Genomic DNA, 13,942 nt, shown 5'->3' with positions numbered 1-13,942 from the left:
GCCCGATTCGCCCACGAACATGTGGTGCGCCTCTTCGGTCAGCATGAACTTGGTGGTGCGCGCCAGCGGGTCGAAGCCCGACTCCGCCAAGGCGCACAGCTGGAACTTGCCGTCACGGTCGGTGAAATACGTGAACATGTAGAACGCCAGCCAGTCAGGCGTCTTTTCATTGAACGCGCCCAGGATCCGCGGATTGTCGGCATCCCCCGAACTGCGCTGCAGCAGCGCGTCGGCCTCTTCGCGGCCGTCGCGGCCGAAGTAGCGGTGCAGCAGGTAGACCATGGCCCAGAGATGGCGGCCTTCCTCTACGTTGATCTGGAACAGGTTGCGCAGGTCGTACTGCGACGGCGCGGTCAGCCCCAGGTGGCGCTGCTGCTCGATCGAGGCCGGCTCGGTATCGCCCTGCGTCACGATGATGCGGCGCAGGTTGGCGCGGTGCTCGCCCGGCACGTCCTGCCAGGCGTCGCGTCCCATGTTCTCGCCGAAATGGATCTTGCGCTGGCCGTCCTGCGGCGCCAGGAAGATGCCCCAGCGGTAGTCGGGCATCTTCACGTGGTCGAAATGCGCCCAGCCGTCGGGCTGCACGCTGACCGCCGTACGCAGGTAGACGTCGAAGCCATGCGAACCGTCGGGCCCCATGTCCTGCCACCACTGCAGGTAATTGGGCTGCCAATGCTCCAACGCGCGCTGCAGCGTGCGGTCGCCGGCAAGATTGACGTTATTGGGGATCTTGTCGGTGTAATTGATTCCGGACATTGTCTCGCTCCTGTTTGTTGGGTCAGACCCGGTTCCAGTCGAATGCGGCCTGCTCGCCCTTGCCGTAGAGCTTGAGCGCGCCCTTGTCGCCGGCTGCGTTCGGGCGGTTGAATATCCAGTTCTGCCAGGCGGTCAGGCGGCCGAAGATCCGGGTCTCCATCGTTTCCCTGCCGCCGAAGCGCAGGTTGGCTTCCAGGCCCGTCAATGCGTCGGGCGACAGGGCGCGGCGCTCTTCCAGCATCATGCGCACCTCGTCGTCCCAATCGATGCTGTCGGGCGCGAAGGTGACCAGCCCCAGTTCCAGGGCCTCGGCCGCGGCCAGCCGCTGGCCCGCGCGCGCGCGAATGGCCTCCAGGGGGCCGCTCTCTTCATGGAAGCGGCGTTGCAGGCGGCTCTGGCCATTGACCAGCGGATAAGCGCCGAAATTGCGGTCGCCCACGACGATCTGCGCGGGCGCCGATTCGTCCTCGTTGTCCAGCATGTAGCTGCGGTCGGCGGCCAGCGCCACTTCGAGCAGGGTGCCGGCGAAGCAGGAGCCCGGCTCGATCAGCGCGAACAGGCTGCGGGACGTGACGTCCAGGCGCGCCAGCGTGCGGCGCAGCATGCCGGCCGTTTCGCGCACGAACCAATGGCCCGAGTGCCGCTCCAACGCGGCGTCGGCTGCCAGGACGCGGTCCGCCTCGCCTTCGGTCTTGAAAATCCAGGTGCCGATATCCAGCTCGTTCGTGCGCATGGACAGGATCGCGTCATCCAGTTCGCGCGCCATCTGCAGCGGCCACCAGGCCGCCCCGGCCGCCAGGATGTCCGCGAGCTCGGTTTGCACATCGGCCTCGGGCGCGCGCAGCGTCCAGGTGGCTTGGCGCTTTTCGCGGTCGATCCGGATGTCCACGTAGCGGTAGGACAGGCTGTCCGCGCTTTCCGCGCGCTGCACGGGCGTCAGCGCGACGCCCTGCTCGCCCGCCGGCCGGTCGCTGCCCTGCGCCAGCGCCTGGGCGCGTTCGCGCACGGCCGCTTCGAAACGGGCGGGCTTGGCCACCTCGTCCACCAGCCGCCAGTCCTTGGCGCGCTGGCCCCGCACGCCTTCCACCAAGGTGCAGAAGATGTCGGCGTGATCGTGGCGCACGCGGCGCTTGTCGGTCACGCGGGTCAGGCCGCCGGTGCCCGGCAGCACCCCCAGGAGCGGCACCTCGGGCAGCGCCACGGAGGAAGAACGGTCGTCGATCAGCACGATCTCGTCGCAGGCCAGCGCCAGCTCGTAGCCGCCCCCGGCGCAGGCCCCGTTGAGCGCGGCGATGAACTTCAGGCCACTATGGCGGCTGGAATCCTCGATGCCGTTACGGGTCTCGTTGGTGAACTTGCAGAAGTTCACCTTCCAGGCATGCGAGGACAGGCCCAGCATGAAGATATTGGCGCCCGAACAGAAGATGCGCTCTTTCATGCTGGTCACGACCACCGCGCGCACTTCGGGATGCTCGAAGCGGATGCGCTGCAAGGCGTCGTGCAGTTCGATGTCGACGCCCAGGTCGTAGGAATTCAGCTTCAGCTTGTAGCCGGGCCGCAGGCCGCCGTCCTCGGCGACGTCCATCGCCAGCGTGGCGATCGCGCCGTCGAACGTCAGGCGCCAATGGCGGTACTGCCCGGGATCGGTCCGGAAATCCACCCGGTTGAGTGTGCTGCTCATCTGTGTCTCCTCGTACGCCACAACAGGAAAAATACTGCACAACATGAATTATTATGCAGATTACTGGCGAAAAAAATCCCCGTCAAGCGGGGATATGCAAAAAAACTTCCTGTTGGCGGCGCCGAGCCCGCTACAGCGGAAGGCCGCAAGCCTTGCGCACCTGCGTGCGCAGGCCCGCGAAGCTCTCCTTCACGTCCAGGTTGCTCGTGACCCAGGTCAGGTCGGCCTTGGCATAGAAGGCCTCGCGTCCCGCCAGGATGCGCTTCAGATCGGCCATCGCCTCGTTGTTGCCCGACATGGGGCGGAAGTCGCCTTGCGCCATGACGCGGCCCATATGTTCTTCAGGGGTGGCGCGCAGCCATACCGTATAGCAATGCGCCAGCAGCAGGTTCAGCGTCGCCGGCTCGGACACCAGGCCGCCCGGCGTGGCCAGGACCATTTCCGGGTAGATCTGCACGGCCTCTTCCAGCGCCCGCCGTTCGTAGCGGCGATAGGCATTGGGGCCGTACAGATTGTGGATCTCCAGGATGCTGCATCCCGCCACCCGCTCGATCTCGCGGTTCAGCTCCACGAAGGGGTAGCCCAGGTCGTCCGCCAGCATCTGGCCCAGCGTGGACTTGCCCGCGCCCCGCAGGCCGATCAGCGCCACCCGCTGGGTGCGGTTGGGTCTTTGCGCGCCCGCCCCCACGCCGAACAGCTGGGTCAGCGCCTCGCGCGCGCGCTGCAGGTCGGACTCCGTCCGGCCGCTGAGCAATTCCCTGATCAGCAGCCAATCCGGCGATTCCGTGGTGACATCGCCGACCAGCTCGGCCAGCGCGCAATTGAAGGCCTTGGCGATCTGCAGCAGCACGAGGATCGACGCATTGCCCACCCCATGCTCAAGATTCGCCAGGTGGCGCTCCGACACGCCGGTCACCTGCGACAGGCTCTTGCGGGTCATCCCGCGTATGGCCCGCAGGCGGCGCACCCGCTCGCCCAATGCCACGAGAAAAGCCTCCCGCCGAGGTTCGGATGGCGCCGCGTCTAGCGCTTGATTCATGTTCTGGCTGACTCCGCAAAAACCCTGATAGTCATCGATTTATGCACTATAGTGCTTGACCCAAATCAATGGAAGCACTATTTTTCCTCAAATGAATTCAACTGCCGGTCAGATGCACGAAAACAGCAGTGGAGTGCATTTCGCTTCAAAAGCGCCGACAAGTGTAAAGGAGGAGCCCCGGTGAGCACGCCAGATCGATTCCATGCCCTGATGCGCGACGTCGCGCGCCTGACGGCCGGCCACAGCCTGGACGCTGGCCTGCAGGCCAAGCTGAACCTCGAGGCCGGCCCGCGCAGCGCGCTGTTCCAGGACATCTTCGCCGCCTGTAGGCAGGGCGTGGCCGACGGCTGGATGTGCAGCCGCGAGGGCGGCGGCATCCGCTACGGCCGCGTCATCAAGCCCGCGCCCGACCTGGCCGACTGCTCGGTGGACGTCGTGGACATGGACAGCCTCGCCGGCCCCCAGCATGCGCATCCCAATGGCGAGATCGACATGATCATGCCGCTCACCGAAGGCGCCCGCTTCGACGGCCACGGCGCCGGCTGGCTGGTCTACGGCCCGGGCAGCGCGCATCGCCCGACCGTGACCGGCGGCCGCGCGCTGGTGCTGTACCTGCTGCCCGGCGGCGCCATCGATTTCGCCCGTCCCTAGCGCCCGCCGACGCCACCGCTTTCCAGAAAAACACAGGCGCGGCATCCGCCCACCAGGACACCAGGAGACAACCGTGAACATCTGTCCCGCCGAACTCAATTTCGCCAGCCACCTGGCGGCGCTCAATGCCCCGCGCGCCGCCAAGCCCGCCTATATCGACGACACGCGCCAGCTCACCTATGGCGAGCTGGCGGAGCGGGTGGCCCGCCTGGGCGGCGCCTTGCGCAACCTGGGCCTGCGGCGCGAGGAGCGCATCCTGCTGCTCATGCAGGACACGGCAGACTGGCCCGTCGTGTTTCTGGGCGCGTTGCACGCCGGCGTGGTCCCCGTCGCCGTCAACACCCTGCTGACCGCCGACGACTATGCATACATCATCGGGCACAGCCGCGTGCGGGCGGTGTTCGTCTCGGGCGCCCTGCTGCCCACCGTGCAGGCCGCGTTGAAGCAGGCGGGCGCCGACGTGGAGCACCTGGTCGTGTCCCAGCCCGCGGGCCCTCTGCCGGCCGGCGCGTTCGAGCTCGAAGCCCTGCTGGCATCCGCGCCGCTCGCGCCCGCCGTGCGCACGCTGTCCGACGAAATCGCCTTCTGGCTGTATTCCTCCGGCTCCACCGGCAAGCCGAAGGGGGTGGTCCACACCCACGGCAACCTGTGGCACACCGCCGAACTCTATGCCAAGCCGGTGCTCGGCATCCGCGAAGACGATGTCGTGTTCTCGGCCGCCAAGCTCTTCTTCGCCTACGGCCTGGGCAACGGCCTGACCTTTCCCTTGTCGGTCGGCGCAACCGTCATCCTGATGAGCGAACGCCCGACGCCCCAAGCCGTCTTCGCGCGCCTCACGCGGCACCGGCCGACGGTGTTCTACGGCGTGCCCACGCTTTACGCCAGCATGCTGGCCTCGCCCGAGCTGCCGCCACGCGAGCAGGTCGGCCTGCGCGTCTGTACGTCGGCCGGCGAAGCCCTGCCCCGGGACATCGGCGAACGCTTCACGCGGCATTTCGGCTGCGACATCCTGGACGGGATCGGCTCCACCGAAATGCTGCACATCTTCATTTCCAACCAGGCCGGGCAATTGCGCTACGGCACCACCGGCAAGCCCGTGCCCGGATACGAAGTGCAGCTGCGGGACGAAAACGGGGCGCCCGTGGAGCCTGGCGCCATCGGCGACCTCTACATCAAGGGGCCGAGCGCGGCCCTGATGTACTGGAACAACCGCGACAAGACGCGCCAATGCTTCCTGGGCGACTGGCTCAAGAGCGGCGACAAATACACCTGCGACGCCGACGGCTACTACACCTACGCAGGCCGCAGCGACGACATGATCAAGGTCAGCGGACAGTATGTTTCGCCCGTGGAGGTCGAGAACATCCTGGTGCAGCATGAAGCGGTGCTGGAAGCCGCCGTGATCGGCGTGCCGGATCACGACGGGCTGGTGAAGACCAAGGCCTACGTGGTGCTGCGCCCGGGCTTCGAGCCCGACGCCCGGACCGGCGCCGCGCTGCAGACCTACGTGAAGCAACACCTGGCTCCCTTCAAATATCCGCGCCAGATCGACTTCACCGACGAACTGCCCAAGACCGCCACCGGGAAGATCCAGCGGTTCCGGCTCCGGCAGCTGGAAGAGGCCTCGCTATGAACCGCCCCGCCGCGCCCGGGACCGTCTACGCCGACGTCCATGCGCTGGGGCGCGACATGCGCCTGGAATGCCTGTGGATAGACGCCCCGCGCCCCGGGGCCCCGCTGCTGGTCTTCCTGCACGAAGGGCTGGGATCCGTGTCCATGTGGAAGGACTGGCCGCGGCAGCTGTGCGTAGCGGCCGGATGCCGCGGGCTGGTGTATTCGCGCTATGGCTACGGCCAATCGACGCCGCGGCCGCCGCGGGAAAAATGGCCGACTGACTTCATGCACGGCCAGGCGCGCGAAGCGCTGCCGGCCCTGTTCCGCGCGCTGGGCGTGGATGCCCGGCAAGACAAGCCGGTGCTCTTCGGCCACAGCGACGGCGGCTCGATCGCCCTGCTGTACGCGGCGATGCATCCGGACGCCGTCTCCGGCGTCGTGGCCGCCGCTCCGCACATTTTCATCGAAGACGTGACGCTATCCAGCATCGAGCAGGCCCGGCGCGCCTACCGGGAGACGGACCTGCGCGCCCGGCTGGGCCGCCATCACGCGGATGCGGATTCCGCCTTCTGGGGCTGGAACGACGTCTGGCTCGATCCCGCATTCCGCGACTGGAACATCGAGGAATACCTGGCCCGGATCGCCTGTCCCGTGCTGGCCATCCAGGGCGTGGACGACGAATACGGCACGCTCGCGCAGATACGCGGCATACGCCGCCTCGCGCCCCAGACCGAATTGCTCGAGATCCCGGACTGCCGCCATTCGCCGCACAAGGACCAGCCCGCCCGCGTCATCCAGGCCGTCGCCGCTTTCGTCGGCGGATTGGAAAAACCCCGCTGACCCCGCGTCGGCCCATAACAAGCACGGAGACAAACCATGAACCACGTCCTGACCCGGACCGCGCTCGCCGCGACCCTGATGCTCGCCGCCGGTGGCGCGCAAGCGGCCGACAAGCTCAAGGTCGGCTTCATGCTGCCCTACAGCGGCACCTACGCAGCGCTCGGCAACGCCATCGAGAATGGCTTCAAGCTGTATGTCTCCGAACAGGGCGGCAAGCTGGGCGGGCGTGAAATCGAGTACTTCAAGGTGGACGACGAATCCAACCCGGCCAAGGCGGCCGAGAACGCGAACCGCCTGATCAAGCGCGACCAGGTCGACGTGCTGATCGGCACGGTGCACTCGGGGGTGGCGATGGCCCTGGCCAAGGCGGCCAAGGACGCCGACACCACCCTGATCGTCACGAACGCCGGCGCCAACGCCATTACCGGCCCGCTCTGCGGCCCCGGCATCTTCCGCACCTCGTTCACCAACTGGCAACCCGCCTACGCCATGGGCCCGGTCGCGCACGGCAAGGGCCACAAGACGGCGGTCACCATTACCTGGAAGTACGCCGCGGGCGACGAAGCCATCGGAGGCTTCAAGGAAGGCTTCGAGAAGGCAGGCGGCAAGGTCGTGAAGGAACTGAGCCTGCCCTTCCCCAACGTGGAATTCCAGCCGCTCCTGACCGAGATCGCCGCGCTCAAGCCCGATATGGTGTTCACCTTCTTCGCCGGCGGCGGCGCCGTCAAGTTCGTGCAGGACTACCACGCCGCGGGCCTGGACAAGCGCATTCCGCTGTACGGCTCGGGCTTCCTCACCGACGGCACGCTGCAGGCCCAGGGCGAATCCGCCCAGGGCCTGCTCACCACCCTGCACTATGCGGACGGCCTGAACACGCCTCGCGACAACGCCTTCCGCGCCGACTACGCCAAGGCCTACAAGGCGCAGCCGGACGTCTATGCGGTGCAGGGCTACGACGCCGCGCAGCTGATGCAATCGGGCCTGGCCGCGGTGCAGGGCGATGTCGGCAAAAAGGACGAGTTCCGCAAGGCCATGCGCGGCGCCACCGTGGACAGTCCGCGGGGCCCGTTCACGCTGTCGGCCGCCGGCAACCCCGTGCAGGACATCTACCTGCGCCGCGTCGATGGCCTGGAGAACAAGGTCGTGGAGGTCGCGGTGAAAAAGCTCGCCGACCCAGCCCGCGGCTGCAAGCTCTGATCCGCACCCGCCACAGGGAGGTCCCATGGACTTCAGCATCCTGCTCATCCAGAGCCTGAACGCCTTCCAGTACGGCCTGCTGCTGTTCCTCGTGGCCAGCGGACTGACGCTGATCTTCGGCATCATGGGCATCATCAACCTCGCCCACGGCAGCTTCTACATGATCGGCGCATACATGGCTTTCGCGCTGGGGCCGGCGGTGGACAGATGGCTGGGCGGCGGTTTCCTGGCCACGCTGGCCGTGTGCGTGGCCGCCGCCGCGGGGCTGGGCTATCTGCTGGAGGCAGCCTTCTTCAGTTTCCTGTACCGGCGCAATCACCTGCAACAGGTGCTGATGACCTACGGCCTGATCCTGGTCTTCGAAGAGCTGCGCAGCATCCTCGTGGGCAACGACGTGCACGGCGTCCCCCTGCCCTCGTGGCTGCAGGGCAGCGTTTCCCTGGGCGGCGTCATGACCTATCCGGTGTACCGGCTGTTCATCTCGGCCGTCGGCATCGCGGTGGCGCTGCTGCTGTACTGGGTCATCTCGCGCACCCGGCTGGGCATGATGCTGCGGGCCGGCTCCAGCAACCGCGAAATGACCGCCTCGCTCGGCATCGACGTCAACAGGCTCTACCGCCTGGTGTTCGCGGCGGGCGTGGCGCTGGCGGCGCTGGCCGGCAGCATCGCCGCGCCCGTCTCGTCCGTCTATCCCGGCATGGGCAATGGCGTGCTCATCATCTGTTTCGTGGTCGTCGTGATCGGCGGCATCGGCTCGGTGCGCGGCGCGTTCCTGGCCGCGATGCTGGTGGGCGTCGTCGAGACCTTCGGACAGGTGCTGTTCCCCGCCGCGGCGGGGGTGCTGGTGTACCTGCTGATGGCGTTCATTCTTCTTTGCAAGCCCGAAGGGCTGTTCAAGCAGGGCTGAACATGTTGAACCGACTCTTTCCCGTCGCGGTGCTGCTGGCCCTGGCCGCCTTTTCCTGGAGCGGCAGCGACTACTACACGGGCCTGGCGATCAAGCTCATGATCTATGCGATCTTCGCGCTCAGCCTGCAATTGCTGGTGGGCGGCGCGGGGCTGGTCAGCCTGGGCCATGCCGCTTTTTTCGGCATCGGCGCCTATGTCGCGGCGCTGCTGTCGCCCGAATCCGAGGCGGGGAGCCTGTGGCTGCTGCTGCCGGCCGCGGTGCTGGCCGCGGCGGCCTACGCCGCCGTGACGGGCGCGCTGGCGCTGCGCACGCGCGGCGTGTATTTCATCATGGTCACGCTGGCCTTTTCGCAGATGGCGTACTACGTGTTCCACGATACGGAGATCGGCGGCGGCAGCGACGGCATCTACCTGTATTTCCGGCCCGAACCGTCGCTGGGCGGCTGGCTGCCTGTCGACCTGGCAAATGCCCGCAGTTTCTACTTCTTCGTGCTGGCCTGGCTGGCGGCGGCCTGGGGCTTCCTGGCCCTGTTGCGGCGCTCGCCGTTCGGCGCGGCGCTGGCCGGCATCCGCATAAACGAACAGCGCATGCGCGCCGCCGGCTACTCGACCTATCCCTACAAGCTCGCCGCCTACGTGATCGGCGCCGCGCTGGCCGGCATTGCCGGCTTCCTGTTCGCGCTGAAGGACGGGTTCGTCACGCCCGAGCTGCTGGCCTGGGAGCAATCCGGCCTGGTCCTGCTGATGGTGATCCTGGGCGGCATGGGCAGCCTGGGCGGCGCGATCCTGGGCACCGTGGCGCTGGTGCTGCTCCAGGAGCTGTTCCAGTCGCAGGCCCTGTTCGGCGACTATGCGCGCCACTGGCACCTGCCTCTGGGCATCGCCATCATCGCGCTCGTGGCCCTGCTGCCCAACGGGCTGGCCGGGCTGCCCGCGCAGTTGCGCCAGCGCCGCAGCGCCCGCGCCGCCACGACGCCGGACGCCACGGCCAGCCGCCAGCCCGCTCCCGCGCGCCTGCCCATCCAGGGAGAGCCCCATGTCTGAAGTCTTGCTTGCCGCCAGCGCCGTCACGCGCCGCTTCGGCGGTCTGACGGCCGTCAACGGCGTGTCGCTGGATCTGCGGCGCGGCCAGGTGCATGCCGTCATCGGCACCAACGGCGCGGGCAAGTCCACGCTGATCAACATCCTGTCGGGCGAGCTGGCGCCCAGCAGCGGCCAGGTCGTGCTGGACGGACGCGACGTCACCGCATGGCCCCAGCCAGAACGGGCGCGCGCCGGCCTGGGGCGCAGCTACCAGCGCTCGACCATCTTTCCCGAATTGAGCGTGTTCGAGAACTGCAGGCTGGCTGCCCAGGCCCGGCGCCAGCGCTTCTGGCGCTGGTGGCGGCCCGCCTCCGACTGCCGCCGCAGCGCCGAACTCGCTCGGCACGCGCTGGACTGCGCCGGGCTGGCCGACGACGCGGCGCGCGAGGCCGGGCTGCTGCCCCACGGCCGCAAGCGCCAGCTCGAAATCGCCATGTGCCTGGCTGGCGAACCGCAGGTGCTGCTGCTGGACGAACCGCTGGCCGGCATGGGCCCCGAGGAAACCGACCGCATCCTGACGCTTTTGCAGGCGCTGAAACCCGGCCATGCCATCCTGCTGGTCGAACACGACATGGACGCCGTCTTCCGCGTGGCCGAAACGATCACCGTCATGGTCAACGGCACCGCCATCGCCAGCGGCGCGCCCCGGGAAATCCGCGCCAACCCCGAAGTACGGACCGCCTACCTGGGCGACGAGATGCCGGGAGACGGCCAATGAATACGCTGATCGAGACCGGCGGCCTGCATGTCTACTACGGCGCCAGCCACGTGCTGCGCGGCATCGACATGCATATCGCGCCCGGCGAATCCGTGGGCCTGGTCGGCCGTAACGGCATGGGCAAGACCACCCTGATACGCAGCCTGGTCGGGCAGGTGCAAAGCGCGCGCGGCAGCGTGCGCGTCGACGGCCTCGACTGCACGCGCGCGCGGCCGCATGCGATCGCACGGCTGGGCGTGGCCTACGTGCCTGAAGGCCGCGGCATCTTTCCCAACCTGAACGTGCGCGAAAACCTGCTGGTGGCCGCGCGCCCGGGCAGAATGGGCCGCTGCGACTGGACGTACGACCGCGTGCTGGATACGTTCCCGCGCCTGCGGGAACGGCTGGGCCACGGCGGCCAACAGCTCTCGGGCGGGGAACAGCAAATGCTGGCCATCGGCCGGGCGCTGATGACCAATCCCGAGCTGCTGATCCTGGACGAAGCCACCGAAGGGCTCGCGCCGCTGATCGTGGCCGAAATCTGGAAGATCATCCGCCAGATCCGCGCCAGCGGCATGTCCACCCTGATCGTGGACCGCAACTACCGCGCGGTCCTGGAACACACCGACCGCTGCCTGGTCATGGAGAAGGGCCTGATCGTGCAGGATGGCGATAGTGCCGCGCTGGCCCGCCAGCCCGAGCAATTGACCAGGCATCTGGGCGTGTAGCCCACGGCGCGCGTTCGGATCAGCCTCGGGCCGCCTCCAGCACGCTCACCGCTTCGCCGTCCAGGGCGACGCACACCTCGGCGCCCTGGCGCAGGCCTGGGTCTCGCCCCGCGCCGGCGACGCACTCCAGGTACAGCGGGGTGCCGCGAGGGGTGCGCAGCAGATAGTTCAGCAGGTTTCCCCCATAGCCGACAGCCTCCACTTTGGCGGGCAGGCCCGGCTGCCCCGCCGGCGCCAGCCGCAGCTTGTGCGGCCGCACCACGAGGCTCACGCTATCGCCTGCGGCGCATGCCGGCGCGGGGCCGGGGACGCGGATGACACCCCCCTCGTAATCCACCGCCACGCCGTCCTGCCCTGCTGAGCGGACAGTGCCCCGCAGCACGTTGCTGCGGCCCAGGAACTCGGCCACGAACAGGCTTGCGGGCCGTTCGTAGAGCTCCGACGGCGAACCGATCTGCGCGATGCGGCCCTGGTTGAAAATGACGATGCGATCGGACATCGACAGCGCTTCTTCCTGATCATGCGTGACATACAGGAATGAGGCGCCCGATTCCTTGTTCAGCTTGCGCAGCTCCCATTGCAGATCGGCGCGCAGCTTCTTGTCCAGCGCCGACAGGGGTTCGTCCAGCAGCAGCGCGTCGGGCCGGTAGACCAAGGCGCGGGCCAGCGCCACGCGCTGCTGCTGCCCCCCGGAAAGCTGCCTGGGATAGCGTCCGGCGTATGCTCCAAGCTGCACCTGCTCCAATGCCGCCCGCGCGCGAACGCGCGCTTCGCCGCTGGCCACTCCGCGTATAGACAGCGGAAACCTGACGTTCTGCTCCACGGTCATATGGGGAAACAGCGCATAGCCCTGGAACACCATGCCGAACCCCCGGTCCTCGGGCGGACGGCGGGTGATCGGAGCGCCGCGGTGGAAAATCTCGCCGGCCGTCGGCGTGACGAAGCCGGCGATCGACATCAGGGTCGTCGTCTTGCCGGATCCCGACGGGCCCAGCAACGTCAGGAATTCTCCCGGGGCCAGCGAAAAATCGATGCCGTCCAACGCCGCCGTCGAACCGAAGAGCTTGCGCAGCCCCTGCACGCGCAAGAGCGGCGCAGCCGAAGATAGAACTGAATTCATGAGGACTCCCGCTTTTCTTTCCGGTGCGCGAGCAGGCGCTCGACGCACAGGCAGATGAAGGTGATCAAGATCATCAGGGTGGCCACGGCCGCGATCGTGGGGTCCACGTTCTCGTTGATTCCATCCCACATCGCCCGCGGCAGCAGGTAGACGTTGCGCGTCGTGATGAACAGCAGGACAACCAGCTCGTCCCAGGACACGATGAACGCGAAAATGGCCCCCGAGACGATGCCGGGGCGAATGCCGGGCAGCGTGATGCGTGACAGCACCTGTAAGGGCCGCGCGCCCATCGAGCGCGCGGCCTGCTCCAGCCGCGGATCGAAATTTGCCAGCGCGGAACCGACCGACACGAAGACGAAAGGCGTCGCCGCGACCACATGGGCGAGCACCACGCCCATGTAGGTGTCGAGCAGCCCCAGGTCGATATACAGGCGGTAGTACGCCAGCGCCCCCACGATGGTGGGCACGATGAGGGGCAGCAAAGCCAGCATGCGCACCAGGCCTCCGAGCCGCGCGCCCAGCTTCCAGGCGCCTATCGCGGCCGCGCAGCCCAGGCAGGTCGCGGCCAGCGTAGACACCGCGGACACGGCAATGCTCTGCAGCAGGCTTTCGCGCCAGACCGGGCTTTCCACCAGTTGCCGGTAATGCTGCAGCGACCATGAATCCGCCGGAAACGACAGATAGCTGCGGTCGGTGAACGACACGGGAATCACCACCAGCGCCGGCAGGAACAGATATGCCAGCACCAGCGCCGCACACACTGCCGCGCCCGCGAACCACCACGATGGACGTATGCTCATGGCGCACCGAACAGGGAAGGAACGCGCACGCAGCGCGACATCAGGACCAGGCTCAGCACCACCGCCGCAAGCAAGGCGCTGGCGAATGCCGTGGAGATCCCCCAGTTCATGGTTTCGCTGATTCCGAACTCGATGTACTGGGCCACCATCACGGTCTTGCCGCCGCCCAGCAGGGCCGGAGTGATGAAGAAACCAAGGCAGAAAATGAACACGAGCACCGCCGCCGCCAGCACGCCGGGCAGGGACAGCGGCAGGTACACACGCAGAAACGTGCGCACGGGCCCGGCTCCCAGCGCGCGGGAGGCCGCCATCAGGGAACGGTCCATACCCAGCATATTGGTCAGCATCGGCAACACGGCGTACGGGATCATGTAATGCACCATGCCGATCAGCACGCCGGTTTCGTTGCGCAGGAGGGCCAGCGGCCGGTCGGCCATTCCCAGCGCCATGAGCGTTGCGTTGACCACCCCTTCCCTGGACAACAGCAACACCCAGGCGAACGCCCGGACCAGCACCGACAGCCAAAACGGCACCAGCAGGCAGATCGTCATCCAGCTCCGCACATGCGCAGGCACATTGGCCATGACGTAGGCCACGACGTAGCCCAGCACCAGGGCGATCAAGGTCGTCCAGATGCATATCCTGGCGGTGGTCGCCATGATCTTGAGATAGAGCGGCTGAGTGAACAGCGCCACGTAATTGCCGATGCCGGGCGCGGGCTCCGTGAAGCTGATCGCCAGGATGCGCAAGACCGGCAGCAGGAACAGCCCGCCGACCAGCAACACCACGGGCAAGACCAGCGCGATGGGTAGCGAACGCTGCATGAT

General features: G+C 67.4%; 14 protein-coding genes. 8 read left to right on the top strand and 6 right to left on the bottom strand.

The window, feature by feature from the left end; translation table 11 throughout:
• The 3 genes from boxB to ACN6PJ_RS22145 all read right to left on the bottom strand — a co-directional run.
• The coding region (boxB, locus tag ACN6PJ_RS22155) for a benzoyl-CoA 2,3-epoxidase subunit BoxB (RefSeq protein ID WP_427997962.1) at positions 1-756 on the bottom strand (756 nt) is incomplete at its 3' end.
• 22 nt (positions 757-778) lie between these two features.
• Entirely contained in the window at positions 779-2,437 is a 1,659-nt protein-coding gene (boxC, locus tag ACN6PJ_RS22150) for a 2,3-epoxybenzoyl-CoA dihydrolase (RefSeq protein WP_427997961.1), read from the bottom strand.
• A 130-nt stretch (positions 2,438-2,567) separates the two neighbouring features.
• Complete coding sequence (locus ACN6PJ_RS22145) at positions 2,568-3,476, bottom strand: helix-turn-helix transcriptional regulator (RefSeq protein ID WP_427997960.1); 909 nt, start codon at positions 3,474-3,476, stop codon at positions 2,568-2,570.
• 180 nt (positions 3,477-3,656) lie between these two features.
• Between ACN6PJ_RS22145 and ACN6PJ_RS22140 the strand changes: the two genes are divergently transcribed.
• From ACN6PJ_RS22140 to ACN6PJ_RS22105, 8 genes are all read left to right on the top strand, one after another.
• On the top strand, positions 3,657-4,127 hold the full coding sequence (locus ACN6PJ_RS22140) for a DUF4863 family protein (protein WP_427997959.1): 471 nt from the start codon (positions 3,657-3,659) through the stop codon (positions 4,125-4,127).
• A 73-nt stretch (positions 4,128-4,200) separates the two neighbouring features.
• Positions 4,201-5,760, top strand: coding sequence for a benzoate-CoA ligase family protein (locus ACN6PJ_RS22135; protein ID WP_427997958.1), 1,560 nt, complete (start codon positions 4,201-4,203; stop codon positions 5,758-5,760).
• Entirely contained in the window at positions 5,757-6,581 is an 825-nt protein-coding gene (locus ACN6PJ_RS22130; protein WP_427997957.1) for an alpha/beta fold hydrolase, read from the top strand. Before ACN6PJ_RS22135 ends, ACN6PJ_RS22130 begins: the two co-directional genes overlap by 4 nt.
• Before the next feature lie 36 nt (positions 6,582-6,617).
• Positions 6,618-7,778, top strand: a complete 1,161-nt coding sequence (locus ACN6PJ_RS22125; RefSeq protein WP_427997956.1) for an ABC transporter substrate-binding protein — start codon at positions 6,618-6,620, stop codon at positions 7,776-7,778.
• A gap of 25 nt (positions 7,779-7,803) precedes the next feature.
• Complete coding sequence (locus ACN6PJ_RS22120; protein WP_427997955.1) at positions 7,804-8,685, top strand: branched-chain amino acid ABC transporter permease; 882 nt, start codon at positions 7,804-7,806, stop codon at positions 8,683-8,685.
• A 2-nt stretch (positions 8,686-8,687) separates the two neighbouring features.
• Positions 8,688-9,731, top strand: coding sequence for a branched-chain amino acid ABC transporter permease (locus ACN6PJ_RS22115; RefSeq protein WP_427997954.1), 1,044 nt, complete (start codon positions 8,688-8,690; stop codon positions 9,729-9,731).
• Positions 9,724-10,488: an ABC transporter ATP-binding protein gene (locus tag ACN6PJ_RS22110; protein ID WP_427997953.1), complete on the top strand. Its 765-nt coding sequence runs from the start codon at positions 9,724-9,726 to the stop codon at positions 10,486-10,488. Before ACN6PJ_RS22115 ends, ACN6PJ_RS22110 begins: the two co-directional genes overlap by 8 nt.
• A complete protein-coding gene (locus ACN6PJ_RS22105; RefSeq protein WP_427997952.1) occupies positions 10,485-11,195 on the top strand; it encodes an ABC transporter ATP-binding protein in 711 nt (236 codons plus the stop codon). Before ACN6PJ_RS22110 ends, ACN6PJ_RS22105 begins: the two co-directional genes overlap by 4 nt.
• A gap of 19 nt (positions 11,196-11,214) precedes the next feature.
• Here ACN6PJ_RS22105 and ACN6PJ_RS22100 read toward each other — a convergent pair whose 3' ends face one another.
• Genes ACN6PJ_RS22100 through ACN6PJ_RS22090 form a run of 3 tightly spaced genes read right to left on the bottom strand, consistent with a single transcriptional unit; the run spans position 11,215 to position 13,939 of the window.
• Positions 11,215-12,315, bottom strand: a complete 1,101-nt coding sequence (locus ACN6PJ_RS22100; protein ID WP_427997951.1) for an ABC transporter ATP-binding protein — start codon at positions 12,313-12,315, stop codon at positions 11,215-11,217.
• Positions 12,312-13,115 (bottom strand): ABC transporter permease, encoded by an 804-nt coding sequence (locus ACN6PJ_RS22095; RefSeq protein WP_427997950.1) that lies wholly within the window; start codon positions 13,113-13,115, stop codon positions 12,312-12,314. Before ACN6PJ_RS22095 ends, ACN6PJ_RS22100 begins: the two co-directional genes overlap by 4 nt.
• Positions 13,112-13,939, bottom strand: a complete 828-nt coding sequence (locus ACN6PJ_RS22090; RefSeq protein WP_427997949.1) for an ABC transporter permease — start codon at positions 13,937-13,939, stop codon at positions 13,112-13,114. The genes ACN6PJ_RS22095 and ACN6PJ_RS22090 overlap by 4 nt, the downstream gene beginning before the upstream one ends.
• Positions 13,940-13,942: the final 3 nt, after the last annotated feature.

Origin of the sequence: Achromobacter sp. (genome assembly GCF_050285585.1) — a bacterium.
In the GTDB taxonomy this organism is placed as follows: domain Bacteria; phylum Pseudomonadota; class Gammaproteobacteria; order Burkholderiales; family Burkholderiaceae_B; genus Achromobacter.
The sequence above is the reverse complement of the archived record's forward strand: the minus strand, read 5'-3'. Positions and strand labels throughout refer to the sequence as shown.